Genomic DNA, 23,533 nt, shown 5'->3' with positions numbered 1-23,533 from the left:
CTTCCCTGAGCTTTGATGCAAGTTCGCCAGAATATTGCTGGCCGGCGTACCGAAGTACACCGGCCATTGCCGCCCTCGGGCCGCGTGGTGCCTGGGGGCGGCAGAATCGGGCCGGAAGGCCCGAAACCTTATTGAGCGTTGATCCAGATGGTCTTCAGCTCGGTGTACTGATCATGCGCCCATTGCGACTTGTCGCGACCGCCAAAACCCGACTCGCCATAGCCCCCGAACGGCGTCGAGGCATCGCCTTCGCCGAAGCAGTTCACCGTGACGATACCGGCGCGGATCTCGCGCGACAGGCGCAGCGCGTTGCGCAGGTTGCTGGTGTAGGCCGAGGCCGCCAGGCCATAGACGGTGTCGTTGGCCAGGGCGATGGCTTCGTCCAGGGTCTGGAAGGTGGTGACGCTCAGCACCGGGCCGAAGATCTCCTCGACGAACAGCCTGCTGTCGGCCTTCACGCCATCGACGATGGTCGGTTCGATGAACACGCCGTCACGGGTGCTGCCGCCTTCGACCACCGGCAGTTGCTGTTGCACGGCGTATTCCAGGTAGCTGCGCACCTTCTCGAAGTGCGCCTTGCTGACCATCGCGCCAAGGCGGTTGGCCGGGTCCAGCGGGTCGCCCAGCTGCCAGTCGCGAACATGCACCTTGATGCGTTCGAGCAGCTTGTCCTTGACGTCGGCGTGGACGATCAGCCGCGAGGAGGCCGAGCAGTTCTCGCCCATGTTCCAGAACGCGCCAGCCACCAGGTACTGGGCCACTTCGTCGAGGTCCTCGACGTCGTTCATCACCACGGCGGGGTTCTTGCCGCCCAGTTCCAGCACCACGCGCTTGATGTTGGATTCTGCCGCGTACTTGAGGAACAGCCGGCCGGTGTCGGTGGAACCGGTGAAGCTCACCGCCGCGATGTCCGGGTGGCGACCGATCGGCTCGCCGACTTCACGGCCACCGCCCGGCACGATGTTGAACACGCCTGCCGGGATACCGGCCTGGTGTGCCAGCTCGGCGACGCGCAGGGCGGTCAGGGTGGTTTCCTTGGCGGGCTTGACCACGATGGAGCAGCCGGCGGCCAGCGACGGGCCGATCTTCCAGGCCAGCATCAGCAGCGGGAAGTTCCACGGCAACACCAGGCCGACCACACCGATGGCCTCGCGCACCACCATGGTCACCGCACCGGCACCGGTAGGCGCACTGAAGTCGTAGATCTTGTCGATCAGCTCGGCGTGCCAACGCAGGGTGTGGATGGTTTCCGGCACGTCGACGTTCTGGCACTCCTGGATCGGCTTGCCGCTGTCCAGGCTTTCCAGCACCGCCAGCTCGTGGGCGTGGTCTTCCAGCAGTTGCGCGAAGTCGAGCAGGATGTGCTTGCGCGCCGACGGCGCCAGCTTGCTCCAGCGCCCGTCGTCGAAGGCACGCTTGGCTGCGGCCACCGCCAGGTCGACGTCGGCGCTGCTGCCAGCGGCGATGTTGGCCAGTACCTGGCCGGTGGCCGGATTGGTGGTGGTGAAGGTGGCGCCGGACAACGCGTCGCGGAACTCACCGTCGATGAATGCCTGGGTGGGGAACTTCAGTTCTGCGGCCAGGGCCTTGTACTGTTCCTTGCTGAGCAATTCGGCCATGTCAGGCAGCTCCGGTGATCTGCGCGATGTTGCGCTTGAGGGTGGCGATGACGCCGGCGAGGGTGTCCTGTTCTTCTGCGCTCAGGCCTTGCAGCGGTGCACGAACGCCACCGGTGGACAGGCCGTTGAGTTCGACGCCGTGCTTGATCGACTGAACGAACTTGCCACCTTCCAGGAAATCCATCAGCGGCATGAGTTCGGCCATGATGCGACGGCCCTTGTCGAAGTCTTTCTCGACCACACAGGCCTCGTAGAGCGCCACGTGTTCGCGCGGGATGAAGTTGGAGCCGGCGCACACCCAGCTCTGCGCGCCCCAGGCGAAGAACTCCAGGGCCTGGTCATCCCAGCCGCAGGACAGCGCGATCTTCGGGTACTTCACCGCGGTGCGGTGCAGGCGGTTCATGTCGCCCGAGCTTTCCTTGATGGCCACGATGTTCTGCACGTCAGCCACGGCATCGAAGAACTCGTCGTCCATCGCCACGCTCATGCGGCCCGGGTAGTTGTAGAGCATGATCGGCAGCCCGGCAGCGCGGTCCACCGCCTTGACGTGGATGGCGATCTCCTGCTGGGTGGGCAGCGCGTAGGGCGGCGTGCCGACCAGCAGGGCGTCGGCCTTGATGTCCTTGGCATGGGCGGCGAAGGCCACCGAGTCTTCGGTACGGATCGCGCCGGTGCCGACGATCAGCGGCAGGCGGCCGCCGATCACGTCCCTGGCCTTGGCCGCCAGGTCGAAACGCTCCTGGGCGGTGTGCGCGTAGTACTCACCGGTGGAGCCGCCGATGATGATGCCATGCACCTTCTGGGCAATCAGGTATTCCAGGACCTCGGCAAAGGCCGACGAGTCGATCGAACCGTCGGCCTTGAGCGGGGTGACAGCGGGCGTATAGATGCCTTCGAATTTCACGGGGTTAACCTCCACAGGTTGAGACGCCGCGCTCATAGGCGCGGCGGGTTGTTTTCAGGTAAGCGAGGACGCCTGCTGCAGGTTGAGCGAGCGGGTTTCCGGCGCCAGCGCCAGGGAGAACAGCAGGCCGACCAGGGTCACGGCGGCGGCGGCGTACATGGTGAAACCGATGCCGTAGCTGTCCAGGGTCATGGGTACCAGCCAGGTGCCGATGGCCGCACCGACGCGCGACAGCGAAGTCCCGACGCCGACGGCGCAGGCGCGAATCTCGGTGGGGAACAGTTCGTTGGGGTAGACCAGTTGCAGCACCTGGGCGCCGCCAATGAACAGCGCATAGGCGCCGAACAGGGTCAGCACCAGCATTTCGGAGGCGTCGTGGAACGCGGCCAGGCCCAGCAGCGCCAGCCCGGAGAGCAGGAAGCTGTAGATCAGCATGCTGCGCCGACCCATGCCGTTGATCAGGTTGGTGGCAACGATGCAGCCGATCACGAACAGGAACGTGATGGCGATCGAGCCAAGCGACGCCCAGTCGCCCTTGAGGTTCAGCGCGGCCAGCACCGTCGGGGCGAAGGCGTAGACGGCGAACACCGGGATCACCGAACAGGCCCAGAACATGGCGACGAACAGCATGCGCTTGCCGTAGCCCGAGTGCAGCAGGCTGAGCACCGAGAGTTTTTTCTCTTCGGGCTGCTCGGGCAGATTGCGCAACGAGAAGCCAAGGCCATACACCTGCTTGATGACAGCCTCGGCCTCGGCTGCACGGCCCTTGCCGAGCAGCCAGCGGGGCGACTCGGGCGTCCCGAGGCGGATCAGGAACAGGGCCGCGCCGATGACCGCCGAGCTGGCCAGCACCAGGCGCCAGCCGTCTTCGCCGCCATGGCGCAGGATGAAATCACCCGACAGATAGGCGCAGGCCGCACCGGCGAACCACAGGATGGTCAGGGTCGCCAGGCGTGGACCACGGTATTTCTTGGGCAGAAACTCCACCAGCAGCGAGGTGGCGACCGGGTACTCGATACCCACTGCGACGCCGATCATGAAGCGCAGGAAGAACAGCACCACGGCAGACTCCACCCACAGCTGGGTCACCGAGGCGAGCACGAACAGGGTCGGGCCGACGAAAAAGATCCGCTTGCGGCCGAAACGGTCGGTCAGCCAGCCGCCGAGGAAGCCACCGAAGAAGATGCCGATCAGTGCCGAAGCGGCGATCATGCCCTGCCAGAAGGTGCTCAGCCCCAGTGCGGCGGTCATCTGCAGCATGCACACGCCAATGATGCTCAGCACGTAGCCGTCCACGAACGAGCCACCGCCCGAGCGAATGGTCAGGCGCTTGTGGAATGCATTGAGAGGAACATCCTCGATAGAGGTGTGGAACGTTGTCATTGTTTTTCTCCAGACTCTGAAAAGCCGGGGGAACGAACCTGCATGAAGGGCTCGCCACCCGGGTCACGCGAAACTTCCCTACGCTGTGGTCCTCGACTGCCCGAGGGCCTTGCTCGGCGGCGGTAGGAGCGGCCTCAAGCGAGGCGGCCTCATGTTCGCCAGTCATTCCTGGCCTGTTCGCGGCACAAGCCGCCCTACCCCTCCTGAGCGGTATCCCCGGCTCAGCTCTCCTTGCCGGCGCGGTATTGCCCCCACATCAGGTTGGCGTTCACGCCCAGCGACAGGAACGGTTGCGGTGGGTTGCGATTCGGCGCTGGCGAACCCAGCAGGAAATCGGTCATGTCGTTGCGCTTGCCGGCCAGCCAGTCGGCCAGCAGGGTGCCGGTCACGGTGCCGCGGGTGATGCCCAGGCCGTTACAGCACAGCGCGCCGTAAATGTTCGGCGCCAGTTGCCCGAAGTGCCCCATGTGGTTGCGCGACAGCGCCAGGGCTCCGCCCCAGGTGTATTCGAAGTCGACCTGCGGCAGCATCGGAAAACGTGCGGCGAACGAGCGCCGATGGCGCTCCACGAAACGCTTCAGGTACTTGGGATTGCTACGCCCGTCGGGGTTGAAGCTGAAGCTGTTGCGGATCAGCAGGCGGTTGTCAGGTGTGCGTCGCACCGTGGTGCCGAAGGTGTCGGCCGGGATCACCCCCCAGAAGGGCTTGCCACCCAGGCGCTGCTGTTCTTCTTCGGTCAGCACGCGGCTGATGCTGGCGTAGGTGAACACCGGCAGCATGCGCCCCTTGAGGAAACCGAAGCTCATGCCGAAGGCGTTGTTGGTCAGGACCAGGCGGTCGGCGGTAATGCTGCCGTTGGCGTGGCGCAGGACAACCTTGTCGCCGTATTCCACGTCGGTGATCGGCGTGTGTTCGTAGAGGGTGACGTTGCTCGGCAGGCTGTCGGCCAGTCCCTTGACCAGCGCCGACGGCTGGATCAGCACCGTGCCCGGGGTGAACAGCGCCTTGCGGTAGAAATGCGTACCGATGTGCTCCGGCAGGTCTGCGCCGTCGATCACCTCGTAAGGCTGGCCGAGTTTGTCGAGCCCGCGTCGATAGGCGTCCAGCACCGCGATGCCCCGGTCTTCCACCGCCGCCTGGTACTTGCCGCAGGCCTTCATCTGGCAATCGATGCCATGCTGCTCCACCAGCTGGCGCAGGATGGACTGGCCGGTGAGGTTGAGCTTCATGTTGATGTTCGCGGTGTCCAGGTCGCCGATGTAGTCGTCGGCACCGATGTCGTGGGGCAGGTCGATGGCAAAGCCCGCATTGCGCCCGGAAGTCCCCAGGCCGACCTCCTGGGCCTCGACCAGCACGATCGAGTCATCCGGAAAGTTCAGCGCCAGCTGGCGTGCCGCCGCCAGGCCGGTGAAGCCGGCACCGACCACCACCCAGCGCGCGGAACTGTGCCCGTAGTGAGCGGGCTGAGGCTGCCGTGGACGGCTGAGGTGGTACCAGCCACAGATGGCGTCGTCGGCGGGCAGGTGGGTTACTTTCGTCATGTCGGGGACCTGGGTTTTATTGTTCGACGGTCTGGTTGTTCACCAGGTAAGAAAACGGGCCGGCCGGCTCAGCCGCCGCGCCCCGGCGGATCGAAGGGTGGCGTGACGTACTCGGCCATACGCCGCCGCGACAGTTCGAAGTGCTCGCGTACCACCTCGGCGGCGCGCTGTGGGTCGCGTTGCTCGATGGCCTCGATCATCTGGTCGTGCTGCTCACAGGCCAACTGAAGGTCGCGCTGCATGTCGGGCGTGCTGGGATGGCGATAGAAGGTGCGTCCCAGCCGCGCGTGGTCGATGAGCAGGCGGCGCAGGCTGGGCAACAGGTAGTCGTTGTGCGCCATGCGACCGATCTCCAGATGAAAGGCATCGTTGTGCAGCACTCGACCATCGACGTCGTGCTCGGCGATGGCGCGGCGAAAGCGTTCCTGAATGGTCCTCAGGCCGGCGATCTCGGCGGTGCTGGCATGGCTGGCGGCCAGTTGCGTCGTGGCGCTGTAAATCAGCGGCGCGGCACGAAAGAACCCGCACAGCGACTCGTGGGCCATGGGTGCAACCTGCGGCGCGCGGTTGGCGGCCAGCTCGACATAACCCTCGATGGCCAGCTGACGCAGCAGTTCACGCACCGGCGGACGGGACAGGCCGAACTCCAGGCCCAGCTGCAGTTCGTCGAGGGCCTGCCCCGGCGCCAGATCCATATTGAGGATGCGCTGGCGCAGGGCATCGACGAGTGCCGCCTTGCGATCGACGGACGCGTCTGCAGTGCTGTGAAGCGCTTCGTGACAGGCATTCATGGACGTTATTCTTCGCGCCGAAAGGCTGTGTCTACAAATTGAATAACGAAAATATAAAATCCTGTTAGACAATGTGTCTACGGGATTTTCCGCGCATGTCGCTGCCAGACAAGAGCGCTTCTTTCCTGGACGAGGCAAGTCCCTGAAACGCCAGGGAATAGGGGAGAAATACCAATCGTCGGTGTCGCTGCCAGATAACGGCAGGGGGAATGGAGTCAGCGTAGGCGCAGTTGCGCCGCGAGCACTGTGGAACCCGGCTTGACCCAGCCGGCCTGGGCCAGCGGTGGCAGGAGGGCGGCGTCTGCCTGCACCTGACCGTCCAGGCGCAGACGGTGGCTGGCAAGCTCCAGACGCGCTTCGATGCGGTGCTCGCCGGCGCGCTGGATGTGCGCCAGCAGTTGCAGGCCCGCTGCACAGCTCGGCGTGACCCGCACGTCGCCCAGGGCCAGGTTCCAGGGCGTCAGCATCGCCACCTGGCTGGCCTGCAGCTGCCCTTCGGCGTGCAGACAGCGGCCCCCCTGCCCGGCCAGGCGCAGCTCGCCCTGCCAGCGTCCATCGATCAGATAATCACCGGCAGCACCGACCGCCGCCGCGCCGGGAGACAAGCGGGCCTGCCAGTTCCACGGCCAGCCTGATGCCCTGAGCGTCCAGGCCTGCTGCTGAAAGGCGCCTTCGACCTGCAAGTGGCCACGCCAGGGGCTGACCTGCCAGGCCAGCGGCCCGAGCGGCCCCAGACGCCTGAGCCGCCCCTTCCACAGCGTGCCGCCTGGCGCCTCGGCCTGCCAGCCCGAGGGCCAGGCGATACTTCCCAGCACCCAGGCGGCAGGGAGGTTCGCCAGCAGCGTGAAGACGAACGCCAGGCCGCCAGCCAGCCACAGACTTCGGCTCATGGCTGGCGCCCGCCCTGCCCGACATCGAGCTGGAACACCAGCCCGCCGCTGCTCTGCTCCAGGCTCCAGCGCAACGGTCGCGCGCCCTGCTCCTGGATGCTGCGCATCAGTTGCGCCAGCGGCTCGGCACGCGCCACCTCGCCGCGCAGCAGCCAGACGTCGCCGCGCCGCTCGACGCCGGTCAGCGTCACGCCCCGGGCGCTGGCCAGGGCCTGCCAGCGCTCTTCGCCTGGCACACCAACGGGCATGAGTGCCTGGGCCTGTTGCGCCAGCGCCTGCCACTGATGCACCGACCTGGCGTAGTCGATCAACGGTCGGCCACTGAGCACCAGCAGTAAGGTGAGCACCACCACCCAGCCGGCCAGCAGGCCATAGCGACGGGGCGCCGGCAAGCTGACATAGGCGTGGGAAAAACGCTGTAAAAGGGCATTCATGGCTGACCTCCCAGGTCGAAACGCACGGTAAGCAAGGCGCCGTTCTCACTGCGCTCGGCACTGGCCACCGCGCCGCCGGCGTCGGCCAGGGTCTGCCAGTGCTGCTCGGCGGGCGGTGCCTGATCGCCGTTGAGCACCAGGCGCCAGGTACGCCCATCGAACTGACTGGCCGATACGCCCCAGTCCGGATGCGCCTGCAACCACTGTCCAACCTGCTGTTCCAGGCTCACCAACTGCTGCTGGCGAATGCGCCAGTCGGTCTGCTCGGCCTGCAGGCGCGCCAGGCTGCGGCGGGCCTGCTGCACGTTGCTCACCGGCCCGGTGAGCGCTTCGACCTGGCGTTTCCAGGCCGGCACCTGACCCACCCACTGCACCAGCGCCAGGCTCGCCCAGCACAGGCCCAGCACGGCGGCGCCCCTCACCAGGCGACGTTGCAGGGGGCTGATCGGCAGCTGCATCGGCCGGCGCTGGCGCTGCGCCCCCAGGCAACTGGCCGACAGTGGCGGCACGGTGCAAGGCTGCGGCCAGGCACCGCTGTACAGGTCATCGGCGCTGTGCCAGCCATCCGGCAGGGCACCGAAGGCGTCTGGCCAGACCAGCCATTGCCGACGCCCCTGCGCGTCGCAGCGGACCAGGCAACACTGCTCGCCCTGCCGCCAGCCAAGCTGCTCGCCGGGCTGCACCACGCCGAGCAACTGCGCTTCGGCCCAGGCCGCTTCAAGGTCGAGTCCCAAGGCTTGGGCTTCGGCACGCCAGCCCTGCAGGCATGCCCGGTCGACCACCAGCAGCTCCAGGTACTGGCCCTGGCGCGACAGCGCATGCACCTGCACCTGGTCGAGGGGTTGCTGCAGTTGTTCTTCCAGCAGCAGCGGCCACTCATGGCGCTTCAGGCCTGGGGGAGCGGCCAGGTGAAAGTGGCTGCATAGCGCCGCCGGAATCACCAGCGCATGGCGGTCGCCATGCAGATAGTCGGCTGGGGGTGGCCAGGCGCCCTGTTCATGGCCGGGCAGGCGTCGCCACTGCCAGGCCTGGCCGTCGTCGGCGGGGCGCACCAGCAGCCAGTGGCGGGGAGCGCGGCGCCGAAAAGTGAAAGATGCAGGCATAGGTGTCTCGCGGGGCGTGGCGGCCATGGTCAAGGGGTGGGGTCCGGCAGGTTGAAGGTGCAGACGTAAGGCGCGGCGCGCCAATCGAATTCCAGACGTACGCCCTGGGTCGGCAGGCCGGGACTGGTGGACGGGTAAGGCAACCAGCGGTTGGCCTGGTAGAAGCTGAAGCTCACACGATCCACCTCGGCCAGCCGCTCACCCGCCTGCCAGCGCGGTTCGCCAGGGGCGTACAGGTCTGCCGAGGTGTCCAGGCTCAGGCGCCGCGCGCGGGCGTCGAAGCTCAGGCGCTGACGCTCCTGGCGTGACGGCGCGCCTGCTTGCGGCCAGGCGCTCAGCGCCACCCAGCCCAGTTGCCAAGCGCTCGGTTGCCAGTCGAGTGGCGCAGGCGCCAGTGGCCGACGCTGCTCGTAGAGCTGGCGCAGTACCAGGCTGTCGAAGCGCCGCTCCAGGGCCAGGCAGAACTCCAGCACCGGCGGTGGCTCGGCGGCTTCGGCCAGGCGCTCACGCACCGTCACCCAGCCGTTGACCAGGGCCGCCAGCACCACGCCGAGCACGGCGGTCAGGGCCAGGGCCACCAGCAACTCGATCAGCGTCAGGCCGGCCTGGCGATTCATTGCGGGCGCACCAGAAACAGGGTGAAGTGGCCAAGCGGCTCGCGCTCGTCGCGGCTGGCGAACAACGCCAGCTCGCCACGCCGCAGGTTGTGCACGCCGGTCATGCCCAGATCCAGGCGCCAGTGGCACAGGCCGTTACCCTGGCGCAACTCGCCGCGGACCTGGTTGGCCGTCGGCCAGTAACGCTCCAGGGTGAATCGCGCTTCCAGCTCGCGGGCACACAGGCTGCCCAGGCGATGCTGCTGCACGGCCTGGTGCGTGGCGATGCGCTGGCGCAGCAGCTGGCTGACCATCACCGTCATCAGCGCAGCGATGCCCAGCGCCACCATCACCTCCAGCAAGGTGAAGCCCCGCTGCCGTCTCGCCGCCCGGCTCATGGCACCTCCGCACGCGCCAGGCGGCCGTCGCTCAGCCAATGCCAATGCTGCTGCCCGTCCGGCCATTGCCACTTCAGCCGCGGCGCCACCACTCCATCGGGGGTGAAGATCACCGGCGGCACCGTGCCCGCGGGCCAGTCGGCACGCAGTTCGGTCGGCCAGGCGACGGGCCGCCAGGGATCAGCCACCCAGCGCTGTTGCTCCAGGCGCACGAATTCCGGCTGCCGGCCGTTCCAGCGCAAGCCCAGCAGTTGACCACTGTGCCGCGCCTGGGCGGCATGCAGCTGCACTTGCGCAGCCAGGCCATCGAGGGCCTGCAACGCCGCACTGCGCCCGGCGTTCAACCAGGCCACACTGAGGCCGCTGAGCAGGCCGACGATCAGCAGCACCACCAGCAGTTCCAGCAGCGAAAAGCCGCGGCTGCCATTCACCCTTACAGGCTCCAGTTACCGATATCGCCGTCACTGCCCTCGCCGCCCTCCACGCCATCGGCGCCCAGCGAGTAGATGTCGATGCGCCCGTGCTGACCCGGCGCCCGGTAGCGATACGGGTTGCCCCACGGGTCGTCCGGCAGGCGGCGGATGTAGCCGTCGGCGCGCCAGGCACGGGCCAGTGGCTCGACCGTGGGCGCCTTGACCAACGCGCCGAGGCCCTGCTCGCTGCTGGGGTAGCGCAGGTTATCGAGGCGGTACATGTCCAGCGCCTGCTCCAGGGTCGCCAGGTCGGCCAGCACCTTCTGGCGCATGGCCTTGTCCTGGTTGCCCAGCACACTGGGCGCGACCACCGCGATCAGCAGGCCGATGATGAAGATCACCACCATGATTTCCATCAGGGTGAAACCACGCTGATTGCGTGAACGAGGCATAACGAAAGTCTCCATGGTTCAGAAGGACAGGCCCTGGTTGAGCTGCATGATCGGCAACAGCACTGCCAGCACGATGAACAACACCACGGCGCCCATCAGCAGAATCATCAGGGGTTCGAACAGCGCCATCAGCGTGTCCACCTGACGGGTGAAGCCACGCTCCTGGTTGTCGGCAACGCGTTCGAGCATGTCGGGCAGCGTGCCACTGGCCTCGCCGCTGGCCACCATGTTCAGCAGCAGCGGCGGGAAGTGCCCGGCGCCGCTCAGGGCGCGGTGCAGGCTGACGCCACCCTCGACCTGCTCGCGCACACCTTGCAGGGCGCGATGCACCTCGCGGTTGCCCACCGTCGCGGTGGCCACCTGCAAGGCTTCGAGCAGCGGTACGCCGCTACCGCAGAGAATCGCCAGGCTGCGCGCCAGGCGTGCACTCTCCAGCACCGCCAGCAGGTCGCCGAGCTTCGGCCAGCGCAACAGACTGCGGTCACGGCGCAGGCGCCAGTACGGTTTGCGCAGCAGCCAGGCTGCGCCAGCACCGCCCAGCAGGGCCAGGCTCAGCAGCCAGGGGCCGGCCAGTACCAGCGCATCACTGATGCCGATCAGCACCCGAGTCACCAGCGGCAGGGTCTGCCCCGTATGGCTGAACTGTTCGGTGAGCTTGGGCACCACGAAGGTCATCAGGCCGATCACCACGGCGAACGACACCAGCATCAGCACCGCCGGGTAGATCAGCGCCGTGCGCGCCTTGTGGCGCTGACGCTGGACCTGCTCAAGATGTTCGGCCAGGCGCTCCAGTACCGGGGCCAACTTGCCGGAGCGCTCGCCAGCCTCGACCAGCGCGCAATACAGTTCATCGAACAGGCCACCCTGGCGACGCAGGCTCTGCGCCAGGCTGTGGCCTTCGCCCAGGGCGCCGCGTACCGCCACCAGCAGGTTGCGCAACGCCGGCTGCGCCAGTTGCCGCTCCAGGGTCGCCAGGGCATCCACCAGCGCAATGCCGGCGCTGCACAGCGTCGCCAATTGGCGAGTCAGCTCGCACAACTGCGCATGGCTCAGGCGCTGGCCACGGGGCCGCCGTGCCCGGGGTTGCTGAAGTTGCAACTGGCGGGCGAACAGCCCCTGTTCGCGCAGCAGTTGTCGGGCATGGCGCTCGTTCTCGGCCTGCAGGCTGGCCTTGCGCACACGCCCGGCCTGGTCGAGGGCCTGGTAGGCATAGGTCGGCATGCGTCAGCCCCGCACCGCGCGCAGCACTTCGGCCAGGCTGGTGCGGCCATGGCGCAGGCAGTCGCTGGCCATCGCCGCCAGGCTCTGGCGACGATCCTTGAGGTAATCGAGCATCGCCACTTCGCTGGCGCCGTCGTAGAGCAGGCGAATCAGACCGTCGTCCAACTCGATGAACTCGTACAGACCGATCCGCCCGTCATAGCCACTGCCCTGGCACTGCTCGCAACCCTGCGGGTGATAGGTCTCGTGCAGCCCGGCCAGCTCCGGCCACAGCGCACGCTCGGCGGCCTGCAACGGCTGAGGCCGGGCGCAGGCGCACAGCCGGCGCACCAGGCGCTGGGCCAGCACGCCCTTGAGGCTGGAGGCGATGAGAAATGGCTCGACGCCCATGTCGCGCAGGCGGGTCACCGCGCCCACGGCGCTGTTGGTGTGCAGGGTAGACAGCACCAGGTGTCCGGTGAGGCTGGCCTGCACGGCGATCTGCGCGGTTTCCTGGTCGCGGATTTCACCCAGCATGATGACGTCCGGGTCCTGGCGCAGGATGGCGCGCAGGCCGCTGGCGAAGGTCAGCCCGGCACGCGGGTTGATGGCGGTCTGGCCGATGCCGGTGATGGCGTACTCCACCGGGTCTTCGACGGTAAGAATGTTGCACGCGCCGTCGTTGAGGCTGTTGAGGCTGGCATACAGCGTGGTGGTCTTGCCCGAGCCGGTCGGCCCGGTGCTCAGCACGATGCCGTTGGGCCGCGCCAGGCAGGCACGCAGGCCACGCTCGACGGCTTCGGGCATACCCAGGTTGGCCAGGTCGAGCAGGCTGGCCTGCTTGTCCAGTACGCGCATCACCACCCGTTCGCCATGGATGCCCGGCAGGGTCGAAACGCGGATGTCCACTTCGCGGCCAGCGGCACGCAGGGTGATACGCCCGTCCTGCGGCTGGCGCTTCTCGGCGATGTCCAGGCGCGCCATGACCTTGATTCGCGACACCAGCATCGCCGACAGCGCGCGGGGCGGGCGCAGCACTTCGCGCAGGTGACCGTCGACGCGCAGGCGGATCACCAGGCTGGCCTCGAAGGTTTCCACATGAATGTCCGAAGCCTGCAGCCGCAGCGCCTCGCCGAACAGGCCATTGATCAGGCGGATCACCGGCGCGTCGTTGTCGCTTTCCAGCAGGTCTTCGACCTTGGGCAGTTCACTCATCAGGCTGTCGAGGTCGACCTGCTCGCCGATCCCCTCGATCAGCGCCGCCGTGCTGGCTTCGCCGGCCTGGTACAGGCTGCCCAAGTGCTGGTCATAGTCGGCGGCGGCCAGATGCTGCACCGCCAGGGGCCGGCCATGCACACGCAAGACTTCCTGCAAGGTGTCGGTGTCGGCACCGGCGCGCAGCAGCAGTTGCCAGCCCGCTCCGTCAGGCACCCGCGCCACGCCGGCCTGGCGTGCCAGGCGATAAGGCAACAGGCCGCTCACCAGGCCAACCCTGTGCTGGCCGCGTCCAGGCGCTCGCGGCTGGCCGGGAACAGTTGCAGCAGGCGCTCAGCGTCCTGGCGTTCGGGCAGAGCCAGGCGGGTGGTGCTGCGCAGGTTCTGGTACTTCTCGCTGCTCAACTGCGCCAGGGTCTGGTCATCACGCACGATGCGCGGGCGGATGAACACCATCAGATTCTGTTTGACCCGCTGCGTGGCGTTGGAGCGGAACAGCCTGCCCAGGCCAGGAATGTCGCCGAGCAGCGGTACGCGCTGGTCGCTGTCGGTGGTCTGGTCACCGATCAGCCCACCGAGCACCACCAGGCCGTTGTCGGCGACCATGACCTTGGTCTTGATCTCGCGCTTGTTGGTGATCACGTCACTGGCCGCCGCGCTTTCGGCAATGGACGAGACTTCCTGGACGATGTCCATGCGCACGGTGTTGTCGATGTTGATCTGCGGCTTGATGCGCAGCTTCACACCCACTTCGCGACGCTCGATGGTCTGGTAGGGGTTGGCGTTGTTCTGGGTCACCGAGCCGGTGACGAAGGGCACTTCCTGGCCCACCAGAATCGACGCCTCGGCGTTGTCCAGGGTCAGCAGGGTCGGGGTGGAAAGCAGGTTGAAACCGCTCTGCCCCTTCAAGGCGTTGATCAGCGCGATGAAGTTCAGCCCCCCACCGATGTGCCCGACCCCGGCCGCTGCGCCCTGTACGCCAGAGAGCAGCTGCGCCAGCCCGGCGGTGTCACGGTCCTGGGCCAGGGCGCCGACCGCCGCCACACTCGGCGTGGTGCCGCCCGGGAAGTTCACCGTGCCGCCGCCCAGGCTGTCGTGCTGGAACAGCCACTGCACGCCCAGCTCCTGCACGCGGGTGTCGGAGACCTCGGCGATGATCGCTTCGACCACCACCTGGGCACGGCGAATGTCCAGTTGCTCGACGATGCTGCGGTAATTGGCCAGCTCGCTGTCCGGGCCGACCATCACCACCGCGTTGGTGCCCTCTTCGTATTCCATGCGCACGCCATTGCCGCTCACCAGCAGCGGCTTCTCGCCCTCGGCAGCGGTGCCGGGCGGCGCGGCGCTGTCCTCCTGGCCCAGGCCGCGCAGCACCTTGACCACTTCGGCGGCGTTGGCGTGGCGCAGGTACATCACCACGGTGTTGCTGTTGTGCTGCGCGTCGCGCGGTTTGTCCAGTTGGCGCAGCAGTGCGCGCACGCGTTGGCGGCTGTCGTTGCTGCCGCGCACCAGCAGGGCGTTGCTACGCGGGTCGGCGACCACCTGGGCGCTGTCGGCGCCCTGTTCGCGGGCCAGCAGCCGGGTGACCAATTGCGCGGTGTCATTGGCGCTGGCGTGGTTGAGCGGCACCACTTCCAGCGGCTCCTGGCTGACCTGATCGAGCTGCACCAGCAGGTTGTCGATGCGGTCGAGGTTGCTGCGCCAGTCGGTGACCACCAGCAGGTTGGCCGACGGATACGGGGTGATGACCCCCACCCGGGGGTCGATCAGCGGGCGCAGGATGTTGAGCATCTGCTCGCTGGCGGCATTGCGCACGTTGAACACCCGGGTGGCCATGCCGTCGTTGGCCTGGCCGTTGCTGCGCCGCGACTCCACCGGCACCGGCTCCAGGCGCGCCGATTCGTCGGGGACGATCTTCACGTTGCCATTGGGCAGGTCCACGGCAGCAAAGCCCTGGGCGCGCAATTGTGAGAGGAAGATGGCGTAGATCTCGTCGCTGCCGAGCATCTCCAGGCTGCGTACGGTGACCTTGCCCTTGACCCGTGGGTCGACGATGAAAGTCGTGTGGGTGATGCGCGACACGCTGTCGATGAACTCGGACAGCTCGGTGTCGACGAAATTGACCTCGTAGACCGGCTCTTCCTCGGCGCCGACCCCGCCGGTGGCGAGCAGGCCGCACAGCAGGGCGATACGCAGTGGGTGACGAATGCGAGTGGGGACCATGTTCAACCCTGTTGCTTGATGCCGAATGGAGGACGTTGCACCGGCCACGGCAGGCGCTCGCGCTGGCCATGGTTGTCGAAGATCAGCCCGCGCTCGTCGATGTCCTGCAGCACCACGCCGGGCGCCAGGCGCTGGCCGCGCGTGAGGGTGCGCTGGCGCTGTTCGAAGCGCAGCACCACCACCGTGGCGGCCAGTTCGCGAGCCTTGAAACTGCCGATGTATTCCACCGGCAGGCGGGTCAGGGGCAGCTCGCCGCTGTTCGCGGCGCGGCCATGCCAATGCCCGTCGAGCAACTGCGGCAGCGCTGCCAGAGGGGGCGACGGCAGCGCTGCGACGGCCTGGCCGTCAGCGAGCTGCAGCACGCATTGCGCCGCCAGCCAGCCGCACAGGGCGACCAGCAACAGATGGCTGGCACTGCGCAGGCGGCTCAACCGGCCACCTCACGCGGATGCCAGCCAGGGTGCCCCTGCACGTAACGCATGGGCGGCGGTGTCAGTGCAGCCAGTTGCCAACTATCGGGCCGCTCGCGCAGCCAGGCTTCCAGGTGTTGCCACAGCGGCTGGCCGGCACGGGCATCGAAGCCCAGGCCGAAGGTGCGGCAGGCACCGGCCGGCTGGCCAAGGCCACTGACACGCTGGCCGCTGGCGCTGTAGGTGATTTCCCAGGGGTGACCGAACCAGCGCGGCAGGTCCTGGCTGTTGTCCAGCAGCAACGGCTCGCCGAACAGCTGCTCGGCAGCATTCTCCAGCACTTGCGGCACCTGGCTGGCGGAGACCTCGACCACCGGCGCCGGATAACTACCGGTCAGGCTCAGCAGGTGCTCGCGGGTAATCATCTGCCCACGGGGCAGCGGGCTGTCGTAGCGCAGGCCCGGCAGCAGCACGGCACGCTCGGACTGGTCGGACAGGGCCTGGTGCAGCAGGCGGTCCCAATTGCCGCCACGCACATCGCGGCGCCAGAGGTGCTCCGGTGCCCGCGCCAGCGGCTGGTCGAGCCAGCCAGCATGCGCGGCGCGCTGCTGGTGGACCAGCTGGCGCAGGCGCTGGGCTTCGGCCTGTTCCGAAACGCCCAGGGCGCCCTCGAAGGCCGGCTGGAATTGCGCCGTGAATTGCCATTGCCCGCCAGCCTGCTGGCAGCGAATGCGAAACGCGCCGCTGGCTCGGCTGCCGCCGAACAGCACCGGCACGCGCTTGCCGGAGGCCTGCAGGGCCTGCACCGGTTGCGGCCAGAAGTCCTGGCCACGGGCGCAGAGCAACAGGTCGACCTGACTGACCCGCTCGGCCAGCCACAGACCCGGCCCGGTGCCGACGTCAGCCAGGGCCACCACCAGCTCCGCTTCGGCGCGCGCCTGCTCGAAGGCCGGGCGCAGGGCGTCCAGCCACTGGCGCAGTGAAGCCTTCTGGTCACGGGCATAGGGGTCGGTGATGCCGACGACGGCGATGCGCACGCCCCCGCGCTTGAAAAATGTCACGGGCCGGGTGCCGAGGCGCTGCGCCAGGCCAGGCTCCAGGCCCGCGCCCAGCACCGGCTGGGCGAACTGACGGTACAACCCGGCGCAGGCTTCGGGCCACAGCAGGCGCTCGTCACTGCTGACTCGCACCTCGCTGCCCAGCAGCGCACTGCCCTGCACACCAGACACACCCTGGGTCAGGTAGGCCAGGCCGCTGCCATTCCAGCACTGGCCGTTCTCCAGGGTCAGGCTGTTGCCCTCGCCCGCCTCACGGCGCAGACGCTGCAGCACGGCACCCAGCACCGGATAACCGCCGGTTTGCACCTGGCCGGCCAGGCTGGCATCCAGCAGCCCGGCGAGACTGGCATCCACACTGCCAGCAGCGCGGGCGTCCTGGCCGCTGATCCAGGGTGCCTGGCCAATACGCGTTGCCGGCCCCAGGCGCGTGGCGGGCACCACCGGCAGGCCGGGCTGGCGTGCGTCGAGGGTATCGGCAACGTACAGCAGGTCCAGGCTGCCGCCGCTGCCGCCAGCACTCGGCAGCGTCGAGCAGGCCGACAGCCAGGGCGCCATGGCACCGACCGTCATCCATCCCAGAACATCGCGCCGCCCCATTGAAACCATCGTTCGCGCACCTTGTGGCCGTTGCAGTACAGGGGCGGCATATTGGCGAGGGCAAATGACAGTTTGATGGCAGTTTTACAACCGGGCGGCCATATGACGAGCGCAAGTAGGAAATAATCAGACGGAACTTTCATTGAATAAATCAGCCATGACGAATAACAGCGCCCTGCGCCGGGCGCTCTGGAAAACCCTATCCAGGTCAGTGGCTTGCATATGGCCACTCGCAAGATCGTCTTTTTGTCAGACCAGTTACAACTTGAAACATATACAGGCCGAGCCGTTGCATAACTTAACCAAACTGCCAACTAATCATCACACTCGCCACCTAAAGTCCGCGTCTCCTTATCCAATCCTGACTTCAAAAAAAGGACCTGATGAATGAGTCGTGATACCGGCGATAACCTGAACCGCAACCCCAGCGTCAACGAACCCATGGCGTCGGTGATCGACACCTACCTCAGCCGCCGCAGCGTGGTTCGTGGTGGGCTGGCGGGTGCCATCGCGCTGATCGCCGGCACCGGCCTGACCGGCTGCTTCGACAGCGGTGGCGGCAGTTCCAACGATGCGCCGGCGACCCCGACCGATCCGGTCACACCAACCCCCGAGCAGCCAAAGCTGAAGCTGGGCTTCAACTCCATCCCCGGCTCGCGCACCGACGCCTGCGTGGTGGCCGCCGGTTACGTCGCGCACATCCTCGCGCCGTGGGGCACGCCGTTCAACGCCACTGCCAACCCCTGGAAGAGCGACGGCACCAACACTTCCACCGACCAGGCCAACGCAGCGGGCATGCACCATGACGGCATCCGCTACTTCCCGATCAATGGCAGTTCCACCGACGGCATCATCGCCATCAACTACGAATACATCGACCAGGCCGCCCTGCACCCCAACGGTGCCACCACGGTCAGCGGCAAACGCCCGGTGGAAGAAGTGCGCAAGGAAATCAACGCCCACGGTGCCGGCGTGATGCACGTGCGCAAGGTCGACGGTCGCTGGCAGATCGTCAACAACGACCCGCTCAACCGCCGCTTCACAACCGCTTCGGTGATGAACATTGCCGGCCCCCTGCGTGGCACCGACCACGTGAAGACCAAGTTCTCGGCAGACGGCACCCGTACCCGTGGCACCAACAACAACTGCGGTAACGGCTACACCCCATGGGGCACCTACCTGACCTGTGAAGAGAACTGGCCAGGCATCTTCATCAACAAGGGCACCTTGCCAGCCGACCAGCGCCGCATCGGCGTCGCCACCTCGCAGACCAACTACCGTTGGGAAACCGCGGCCGGTGACAGCTCTGAGGTCAACGACGAGTTCGCCCGCTTCGACATCACCCCCACCGGTGCCAGTGCCACGGCCGACTACCGCAACGAAGCCAGCACCTACGGCTACATCGTCGAGATCGATCCGTACAACCCGTCCAGCACGCCGGTCAAACGCACCGCCCTGGGCCGCTTCCGTCACGAAGGCTGCTGGCCAGGGCTGGTGACCGAAGGCAAGCCGGTGGTGTTCTACATGGGTGACGACTCGCAGAACGAGTACCTGTACAAGTTCGTCTCTACCGCCTTGTGGAGCGCGGCAGACGCCAACCCTACCGACCGCCTGGCCACCGGTGCCAAGTACATGGACAGCGGCAAGCTCTATGTGGCCAAGTTCAACGCCGACGGCACCGGCACCTGGCTGCTGCTCGACGTGACCTCGCCGACCACCGATGGCAGCACCTTGGGCGCCAAGTTCACCGACTTGCCGGGCATCATCCTCAATACCCGTGGCGCTGCCGACGCCGTGGGCGCCACGCCGATGGACCGCCCGGAGTGGACCGCCGTAAACCCGCTCAACGGCGATGCGTACCTGACCCTGACCAACAACACCAGCCGCACCACCGCCAACCCGGCCAACCCGCGCGTGCCCAACCGCCACGGCCACGTGATCCGCTGGCATGACGCCGACAACCAGACGTCCTTCACCTGGGACATCTTCGTCTACGGCGCCAACGCCTCGGGCACTGCCGACCTCAACCGTTCCGGCCTGACCGAACTGAACCAGTTCGCCAGCCCCGACGGCATGACCTTCGATAGCCGTGGCATCCTGTGGATCCAGACCGACAATGGCGAGTCGACCATCACCAGCTACACCAACGACCAGATGCTGGCGGTAATTCCCAGCAACCTGGTCGATGCCAACGGCAAGCAGGTACCGGTCAACGCCAGTAACCAGGCCGACCTGCGCCGCTTCTTCGTCGGCCCCAATGGCTGCGAAGTGACCGGCGTGACCTTCACCCCGGACAACAAGAGCGTGTTCATCAATATCCAGCACCCGGATAACTGGCCGTCCACCCAGGTGGCCACCGACGTGACCGTCGGCACGGTGCGCCCGCGCTCCTCGACCGTGGTGATCCAGCGCGCCGACGGTGGTGAGCTGGGCGTCTGATACCCCGCCTCGTTCGCGCAAACCGCCCCACCCCGGTGGGCGCGGCTTGCGCCGCTGAATACCTGCGGTTTTAGCCGCAATACTGTTCGATTAGACCGGGTAGGAGCGGCTTCAGCCGCGAAGCGACCGCCTGTTCACACCAGATGCAGTGAATTTCCTGGCGCTTTCGCGGCTAAAGCCGCTCCCACCGGATCACATGCCGCTTAAGCGAACAGTATTGCGACTAAAGCCGGTTCTTCCCGTAGCGCCTTCGTATCCCGACCGAGGCTCGCTACATCCCTACCTCTCGCCCCCACACGCGCATCTGCTGCGCGGGTACGCGGCTGTGCCATTTGACCACGCCGCGGGCCTGGACACGGTACTGGCTGCGGAACACCTGGTCGTCAAGGCGGGTTTCGATCTGCAGCAGGAAATGGTCGCCGTTGAGCAGCAGCCCCTCGCTCAAGCGCGCGAAGGTGGCGTCGTCGACGGTGCCGAACGCCTGGCGCAGGTCGCTGGCGTCCTTGTAGCCACCGGCGGGGCGTGCGGTGATCAGGCGGGTGAGCTGGGCGCGGGGCACCTCGCCCTGGTACAGCGCCTCGAGCAATGGCAGGTGCGTCAGGCTCAGGGCGTTGGCGTTCAGGCGCCAACCCTCGGCGTCCGGCAGGGCACACACTGCTGCAGCAAGCGCAGGCAACGGCAAGGGCAGCAGGCCCAGTTCGCTGATATCCGCCATCGGCTGATCGGCGGCCAGGCGTGGCGGCGACACACGAGCATATTCGTGGTTCTCGGCGCCCATCAGGCGCGTCTGGTGATCGTTGTCCAGCCAGTCGCTGAGGCTGTCGGCGTAACGCTGGGCGGCCATGTCGCCACCCAGCAGATGCAGCAGCTGCCCGCGGGCGCGCTCGGCCTCGGGGCCGATCAGGCTGTTGACGTTGAAACAGGTGTGCAGGTCGATGATGCGGATGCTCGAACGCCCGCCCTTGAAGTCGTAGCTCAGCGGCTGGCCACGCAGCGCCTGCCAGAACATCGGGCTGGCCCGCCACAGAGGGTCCTTGAGCGCCTGCTCGGTGAAGGCCAGGGCGGCCTTTTCGATGGCGCGGGCCTGGATGCGCTGTTGCACCAGCCGTACGCCCTCCACCTCCTCACGCCCCTGCTGCGCCAGCCAGGTCAAGCCGCCAGCCAGCATTGCCAGGGCGACCAGCACCATCAGCAGCGCCGCGCCTTTCTGTGTGTTGCCGTCGCTCATCCCGCCCGCTCCCGTGCTGCGAGGCATCAGTCAACACAGCAAATGTTGCAGGCTCATGTAAAGCACGCAAAAACGTCACGCAGGCGTCACAAAGCCCCGGCAAGATGCCTGCTCACGTTGTAAATCAATGACCTGGAGCGCTGCACATGGGTGGTATCGGAATCTGGCAACTGCTGATCGTTTTTCTGCTGGTGTTCATGCTGTTTGGCACCAAACGCCTGAAGACCCTGGGCTCGGACCTGGGCGAAACCATCAAGGGTTTTCGTAACTCCATGGGCAGCGATGACCCCAAGGGCGACGACAACATGGCCCGCACCGCGAGCCTGAACGACGCCAATCGCGCGCCACAGTCGCCTGTGGATAACAAGCACTGATGTTCGAGATCGGTTTCAGCGAACTGCTGCTGGTCGGCACCGTCGCCCTGCTGGTACTGGGCCCTGAACGGCTACCCAAGGCTGCTGCCACTGCCGGACGCTGGATCGGCCAGGGCAAGCGCATGCTCGGCGGCATCAAGGCTCAGGTCGAACGCGAACTGGATGCCGAGCAGCTGCGCAAGGAGCTTGACCAGCAGCCGCTGCTCAAGCTTGAACAGGAACTGCGCGAAGGCATTCGCCTGGATGCGCAAGCCCCGGCCAGCCAAGGACAGCACACACCATGAAGGCCATCGAATACCAGACGCCCTTGGCGGTGGTCGGCCACCTGCGCCAGGTCAGGACGCGCCTGCTGCGCTGCCTGCTGGCGATTCTGGTGGTGTTCGCCGCGCTGTTTCCGTTCGCACAGACGATCTACACGGCGATTTCCGCGCCGTTGCGCGCCTACCTGCCAGCGGGCGCGAGCATGATCGCTACCAGCGTCACCTCGCCGCTGATGGCGCCATTCAAGCTGAGCATGATGCTGGCGCTGTTCATCGCCATGCCGGTGATTCTCTATCAGGCCTGGGGCCTGCTGGCACCGGTGGTGTATCGCCGCGAGCGATGCATTGCGGTGCTGTTGATGATCGCCAGCGTGTCGCTGTTCTATGGCGGCATGGCCTTCGCGTTCTTTCTGGTGTTCCCGATGATGTTCGGGTTCTTCGCCAGCGTGACCCCGGAGGGCGTGGCGATGATGACCGACATCGCCCTGTATCTGGACTTCATCCTGGCGCTGTTCCTGGCCTTCGGCCTGGCGTTCCAGATTCCCGTGGCGACTTTCCTGGTGGTCTGGGCCGGCATGATCGATGTTCAGACCCTGGCGCGCAGCCGCGCCTACGTAATCGTCGGCTGCTTCGTGGTCGGCATGATCCTCACCCCGCCCGACGTGTTCTCGCAGACCCTGCTGGCGGTGCCGATGTGGATGCTCTTCGAAGTGGGCCTGTTGGCCAGCCGAAGCGTGTCCAGCCGCGCAGGCTGAAACCGGAACGGATCTGGCGACCCGGCTCAGAGCCGCCCGCCAACCAGCCAGGCGCCCCTACTGTGCCTGCTCCAGTCCGCCGAGCGGCAGTTCGAAGGATTTCTTCACGGTGCGAATCACCAGGGTCGAGGAGTAGTTCCTGATCGGGATATCCCGATAGGTCTCCAGAAAGTGATAGATGTAGTCGGTGTACTCATTGGCATCACGCAACTTGGTCATCATGACGAAATCGAACTCCCCGGTGACCAGATAACACTCCTGCACCTCGGGCCGGGTGGCCAGGATCTGCTGCATGCGCCGGTCGATGTCGGGCGTGTCCTTGTCCAGCTTGATCATGAACATCGCGGTCACTTGCAGCCCCAGCTTCTTCTCGTCCAACACCGCCACTCGGGCGCGAATCACGCCGTTGTCTTCCAAGCGCTTGATGCGCCGGTAGCAACTGGTGGCCGACAGCCCCACGTTGTCACTGAGCAGCTCAAGGCTCTGGGTGCAATCCTTCTGCAGCCGGCCCAGAATCCTGAGGTCAATCGCGTCTGCCATGGTGCTGCGCACTCCCTGAAAAGAATGCAATGAATCCTGCATTCGAATGGAACTCTTTGCAAAAAACCTTCGCAACATCAAATTAACATCATCACGCGACCCACCGTCAGCCCTATTGAAGAGGCATGACCCGGAGATGGACCGATGAGCGCGACAAGACCGACATGGACGACGGATATCCACCGGCTGTTCAGCAATCCTTGCTGGCTGCAGCCCCTGCAACAGGCTCTTCGCGAGTCTGGCTGGCAGGAACGCCTGGAACGACAGGCCGTCGACCTCCACAACCCGACAGCCATCAGGCAGTGGTCATTGCTGATCTACCAGCACCTGGCCAGTCAGCCGCCCTGTCCTGCACCGACATGCTCCTCGTTTCGTCTCGAAGACGCCTTGGAAATCTTCCGCCGCTGGGTCAATCAGGGCTGGCGCCTGGATCCAGAGGCCCCGGTGAAGATGGCTGAGCGAATTGCCCGGGGCCACGGCGTGGCGCTGCCCCCCGTACATCCCTGGCAGGGCCATGCCCGCCTGGCGTCCCACGGTCGCAAGGCATTCACGATCAGACCGCTGGAACTCACCCTGCCTGCGCGTCACGTGCCGATCCTCGAAACCCCCAGAGCGACAGAGCACCTCTGAACACCCCCCGCCACCTGGCCGTTGTTTTTCTGCGGGTGCGCAAAGGATGCGCTCCCGTTCCTGGCCGGCTCGTTTCCGACG

The 23,533-nt window shown here is 66.4% G+C and carries 24 protein-coding genes; 5 read left to right on the top strand and 19 right to left on the bottom strand.

What is annotated here, in order from left to right; translation table 11 throughout:
* Positions 1-128: 128 nt before the first annotated feature.
* The 17 genes from RRX38_RS19345 to RRX38_RS19265 all read right to left on the bottom strand — a co-directional run bounded on the left by RRX38_RS19345 (position 129) and on the right by RRX38_RS19265 (position 17,235).
* On the bottom strand, positions 129-1,619 hold the full coding sequence (locus RRX38_RS19345) for an aldehyde dehydrogenase (RefSeq protein WP_295476561.1): 1,491 nt from the start codon (positions 1,617-1,619) through the stop codon (positions 129-131).
* 1 nt (position 1,620) lies between these two features.
* Positions 1,621-2,523, bottom strand: coding sequence for a dihydrodipicolinate synthase family protein (locus tag RRX38_RS19340; protein WP_315960309.1), 903 nt, complete (start codon positions 2,521-2,523; stop codon positions 1,621-1,623).
* A gap of 54 nt (positions 2,524-2,577) precedes the next feature.
* Positions 2,578-3,906, bottom strand: coding sequence for an MFS transporter (locus tag RRX38_RS19335; protein ID WP_315960308.1), 1,329 nt, complete (start codon positions 3,904-3,906; stop codon positions 2,578-2,580).
* Between the two features lie 221 nt (positions 3,907-4,127).
* Complete coding sequence (locus tag RRX38_RS19330) at positions 4,128-5,447, bottom strand: FAD-binding oxidoreductase (RefSeq protein ID WP_315960307.1); 1,320 nt, start codon at positions 5,445-5,447, stop codon at positions 4,128-4,130.
* Between the two features lie 68 nt (positions 5,448-5,515).
* Complete coding sequence (locus tag RRX38_RS19325; protein ID WP_315960306.1) at positions 5,516-6,238, bottom strand: GntR family transcriptional regulator; 723 nt, start codon at positions 6,236-6,238, stop codon at positions 5,516-5,518.
* A gap of 215 nt (positions 6,239-6,453) precedes the next feature.
* On the bottom strand, positions 6,454-7,128 hold the full coding sequence (locus RRX38_RS19320) for a hypothetical protein (RefSeq protein ID WP_315960305.1): 675 nt from the start codon (positions 7,126-7,128) through the stop codon (positions 6,454-6,456).
* Positions 7,125-7,562 (bottom strand): type II secretion system protein GspM, encoded by a 438-nt coding sequence (gspM, locus tag RRX38_RS19315; protein ID WP_315960304.1) that lies wholly within the window; start codon positions 7,560-7,562, stop codon positions 7,125-7,127. The genes RRX38_RS19320 and gspM overlap by 4 nt, the downstream gene beginning before the upstream one ends.
* Positions 7,559-8,665 (bottom strand): type II secretion system protein GspL, encoded by a 1,107-nt coding sequence (locus RRX38_RS19310; protein ID WP_315960303.1) that lies wholly within the window; start codon positions 8,663-8,665, stop codon positions 7,559-7,561. Before RRX38_RS19310 ends, gspM begins: the two co-directional genes overlap by 4 nt.
* Positions 8,666-8,694: 29 nt before the next feature.
* Positions 8,695-9,282 (bottom strand): prepilin-type N-terminal cleavage/methylation domain-containing protein, encoded by a 588-nt coding sequence (locus RRX38_RS19305; protein ID WP_315960302.1) that lies wholly within the window; start codon positions 9,280-9,282, stop codon positions 8,695-8,697.
* Positions 9,279-9,659, bottom strand: a complete 381-nt coding sequence (locus tag RRX38_RS19300) for a type II secretion system protein (protein WP_295476570.1) — start codon at positions 9,657-9,659, stop codon at positions 9,279-9,281. Before RRX38_RS19300 ends, RRX38_RS19305 begins: the two co-directional genes overlap by 4 nt.
* On the bottom strand, positions 9,656-10,090 hold the full coding sequence (locus RRX38_RS19295; protein WP_315960301.1) for a prepilin-type N-terminal cleavage/methylation domain-containing protein: 435 nt from the start codon (positions 10,088-10,090) through the stop codon (positions 9,656-9,658). The genes RRX38_RS19300 and RRX38_RS19295 overlap by 4 nt, the downstream gene beginning before the upstream one ends.
* A 2-nt stretch (positions 10,091-10,092) precedes the next feature.
* Complete coding sequence (gspG, locus tag RRX38_RS19290) at positions 10,093-10,524, bottom strand: type II secretion system major pseudopilin GspG (RefSeq protein ID WP_410524837.1); 432 nt, start codon at positions 10,522-10,524, stop codon at positions 10,093-10,095.
* 18 nt (positions 10,525-10,542) lie between these two features.
* Positions 10,543-11,745: a type II secretion system inner membrane protein GspF gene (gene gspF, locus RRX38_RS19285; RefSeq protein WP_295476573.1), complete on the bottom strand. Its 1,203-nt coding sequence runs from the start codon at positions 11,743-11,745 to the stop codon at positions 10,543-10,545.
* A gap of 3 nt (positions 11,746-11,748) precedes the next feature.
* Positions 11,749-13,197 (bottom strand): GspE/PulE family protein, encoded by a 1,449-nt coding sequence (locus tag RRX38_RS19280; RefSeq protein ID WP_315962710.1) that lies wholly within the window; start codon positions 13,195-13,197, stop codon positions 11,749-11,751.
* A 5-nt stretch (positions 13,198-13,202) separates the two neighbouring features.
* Positions 13,203-15,161, bottom strand: coding sequence for a type II secretion system secretin GspD (gspD, locus tag RRX38_RS19275; protein ID WP_315960299.1), 1,959 nt, complete (start codon positions 15,159-15,161; stop codon positions 13,203-13,205).
* Between the two features lie 2 nt (positions 15,162-15,163).
* A complete protein-coding gene (locus RRX38_RS19270; RefSeq protein ID WP_315962709.1) occupies positions 15,164-15,583 on the bottom strand; it encodes a pilus assembly protein PilZ in 420 nt (139 codons plus the stop codon).
* A 5-nt stretch (positions 15,584-15,588) separates the two neighbouring features.
* On the bottom strand, positions 15,589-17,235 hold the full coding sequence (locus RRX38_RS19265; protein WP_315960298.1) for a lipoprotein UxpA: 1,647 nt from the start codon (positions 17,233-17,235) through the stop codon (positions 15,589-15,591).
* A 378-nt stretch (positions 17,236-17,613) separates the two neighbouring features.
* Here RRX38_RS19265 and RRX38_RS19260 point away from each other — a divergent pair, with 378 nt between their 5' ends.
* A complete protein-coding gene (locus RRX38_RS19260; RefSeq protein WP_295476576.1) occupies positions 17,614-19,665 on the top strand; it encodes a PhoX family protein in 2,052 nt (683 codons plus the stop codon).
* Positions 19,666-19,936: 271 nt separating this feature from the next.
* Here RRX38_RS19260 and gspK read toward each other — a convergent pair whose 3' ends face one another.
* Positions 19,937-20,893 (bottom strand): type II secretion system minor pseudopilin GspK, encoded by a 957-nt coding sequence (gspK, locus tag RRX38_RS19255; protein ID WP_315960297.1) that lies wholly within the window; start codon positions 20,891-20,893, stop codon positions 19,937-19,939.
* Positions 20,894-21,039: 146 nt separating this feature from the next.
* Here gspK and tatA point away from each other — a divergent pair, with 146 nt between their 5' ends.
* The 3 genes from tatA to tatC are packed head-to-tail and all read left to right on the top strand — an operon-like array spanning position 21,040 to position 22,282.
* A complete protein-coding gene (tatA, locus tag RRX38_RS19250) occupies positions 21,040-21,267 on the top strand; it encodes a twin-arginine translocase TatA/TatE family subunit (protein WP_315960296.1) in 228 nt (75 codons plus the stop codon).
* A complete protein-coding gene (gene tatB, locus RRX38_RS19245; protein WP_315960295.1) occupies positions 21,267-21,551 on the top strand; it encodes a Sec-independent protein translocase protein TatB in 285 nt (94 codons plus the stop codon). Before tatA ends, tatB begins: the two co-directional genes overlap by 1 nt.
* Positions 21,548-22,282: a twin-arginine translocase subunit TatC gene (tatC, locus tag RRX38_RS19240; RefSeq protein ID WP_315960294.1), complete on the top strand. Its 735-nt coding sequence runs from the start codon at positions 21,548-21,550 to the stop codon at positions 22,280-22,282. Before tatB ends, tatC begins: the two co-directional genes overlap by 4 nt.
* 57 nt (positions 22,283-22,339) lie before the next feature.
* Here the strand turns inward: tatC and RRX38_RS19235 are convergent, their stop codons facing one another.
* Positions 22,340-22,822, bottom strand: a complete 483-nt coding sequence (locus RRX38_RS19235) for an Lrp/AsnC family transcriptional regulator (protein ID WP_295476581.1) — start codon at positions 22,820-22,822, stop codon at positions 22,340-22,342.
* Positions 22,823-22,966: 144 nt separating this feature from the next.
* Between RRX38_RS19235 and RRX38_RS19230 the strand changes: the two genes are divergently transcribed.
* Entirely contained in the window at positions 22,967-23,452 is a 486-nt protein-coding gene (locus tag RRX38_RS19230) for a hypothetical protein (protein WP_315960293.1), read from the top strand.
* Positions 23,453-23,533: the final 81 nt, after the last annotated feature.

This window comes from Pseudomonas sp. DTU_2021_1001937_2_SI_NGA_ILE_001, from assembly GCF_032463525.1.
Lineage (GTDB): Bacteria > Pseudomonadota > Gammaproteobacteria > Pseudomonadales > Pseudomonadaceae > Aquipseudomonas.
The sequence above is the reverse complement of the archived record's forward strand: the minus strand, read 5'-3'. Positions and strand labels throughout refer to the sequence as shown.

Excerpts from the sequence above, each read along its gene's own strand:
- RRX38_RS19345 (WP_295476561.1), bottom strand. The coding sequence starts at position 1,619 with ATGGCCGAATTGCTCAGCAAGGAACAGTACAAGGCCCTGGCCGCAGAA.
- RRX38_RS19335 (WP_315960308.1), bottom strand. The coding sequence starts at position 3,906 with ATGACAACGTTCCACACCTCTATCGAGGATGTTCCTCTCAATGCATTC.
- RRX38_RS19330 (WP_315960307.1), bottom strand. The coding sequence starts at position 5,447 with ATGACGAAAGTAACCCACCTGCCCGCCGACGACGCCATCTGTGGCTGG.
- RRX38_RS19325 (WP_315960306.1), bottom strand. The coding sequence starts at position 6,238 with ATGAATGCCTGTCACGAAGCGCTTCACAGCACTGCAGACGCGTCCGTC.
- RRX38_RS19320 (WP_315960305.1), bottom strand. The coding sequence starts at position 7,128 with ATGAGCCGAAGTCTGTGGCTGGCTGGCGGCCTGGCGTTCGTCTTCACG.
- gspM (WP_315960304.1), bottom strand. The coding sequence starts at position 7,562 with ATGAATGCCCTTTTACAGCGTTTTTCCCACGCCTATGTCAGCTTGCCG.
- RRX38_RS19310 (WP_315960303.1), bottom strand. The coding sequence starts at position 8,665 with ATGCCTGCATCTTTCACTTTTCGGCGCCGCGCTCCCCGCCACTGGCTG.
- RRX38_RS19305 (WP_315960302.1), bottom strand. The coding sequence starts at position 9,282 with ATGAATCGCCAGGCCGGCCTGACGCTGATCGAGTTGCTGGTGGCCCTG.
- RRX38_RS19300 (WP_295476570.1), bottom strand. The coding sequence starts at position 9,659 with ATGAGCCGGGCGGCGAGACGGCAGCGGGGCTTCACCTTGCTGGAGGTG.
- gspG (WP_410524837.1), bottom strand. The coding sequence starts at position 10,524 with ATGCCTCGTTCACGCAATCAGCGTGGTTTCACCCTGATGGAAATCATG.
- gspF (WP_295476573.1), bottom strand. The coding sequence starts at position 11,745 with ATGCCGACCTATGCCTACCAGGCCCTCGACCAGGCCGGGCGTGTGCGC.
- gspD (WP_315960299.1), bottom strand. The coding sequence starts at position 15,161 with ATGGTCCCCACTCGCATTCGTCACCCACTGCGTATCGCCCTGCTGTGC.
- RRX38_RS19265 (WP_315960298.1), bottom strand. The coding sequence starts at position 17,235 with ATGGTTTCAATGGGGCGGCGCGATGTTCTGGGATGGATGACGGTCGGT.
- RRX38_RS19260 (WP_295476576.1), top strand. The coding sequence starts at position 17,614 with ATGAGTCGTGATACCGGCGATAACCTGAACCGCAACCCCAGCGTCAAC.
- gspK (WP_315960297.1), bottom strand. The coding sequence starts at position 20,893 with ATGAGCGACGGCAACACACAGAAAGGCGCGGCGCTGCTGATGGTGCTG.
- tatA (WP_315960296.1), top strand. The coding sequence starts at position 21,040 with ATGGGTGGTATCGGAATCTGGCAACTGCTGATCGTTTTTCTGCTGGTG.
- tatB (WP_315960295.1), top strand. The coding sequence starts at position 21,267 with ATGTTCGAGATCGGTTTCAGCGAACTGCTGCTGGTCGGCACCGTCGCC.
- tatC (WP_315960294.1), top strand. The coding sequence starts at position 21,548 with ATGAAGGCCATCGAATACCAGACGCCCTTGGCGGTGGTCGGCCACCTG.
- RRX38_RS19235 (WP_295476581.1), bottom strand. The coding sequence starts at position 22,822 with ATGGCAGACGCGATTGACCTCAGGATTCTGGGCCGGCTGCAGAAGGAT.
- RRX38_RS19230 (WP_315960293.1), top strand. The coding sequence starts at position 22,967 with ATGAGCGCGACAAGACCGACATGGACGACGGATATCCACCGGCTGTTC.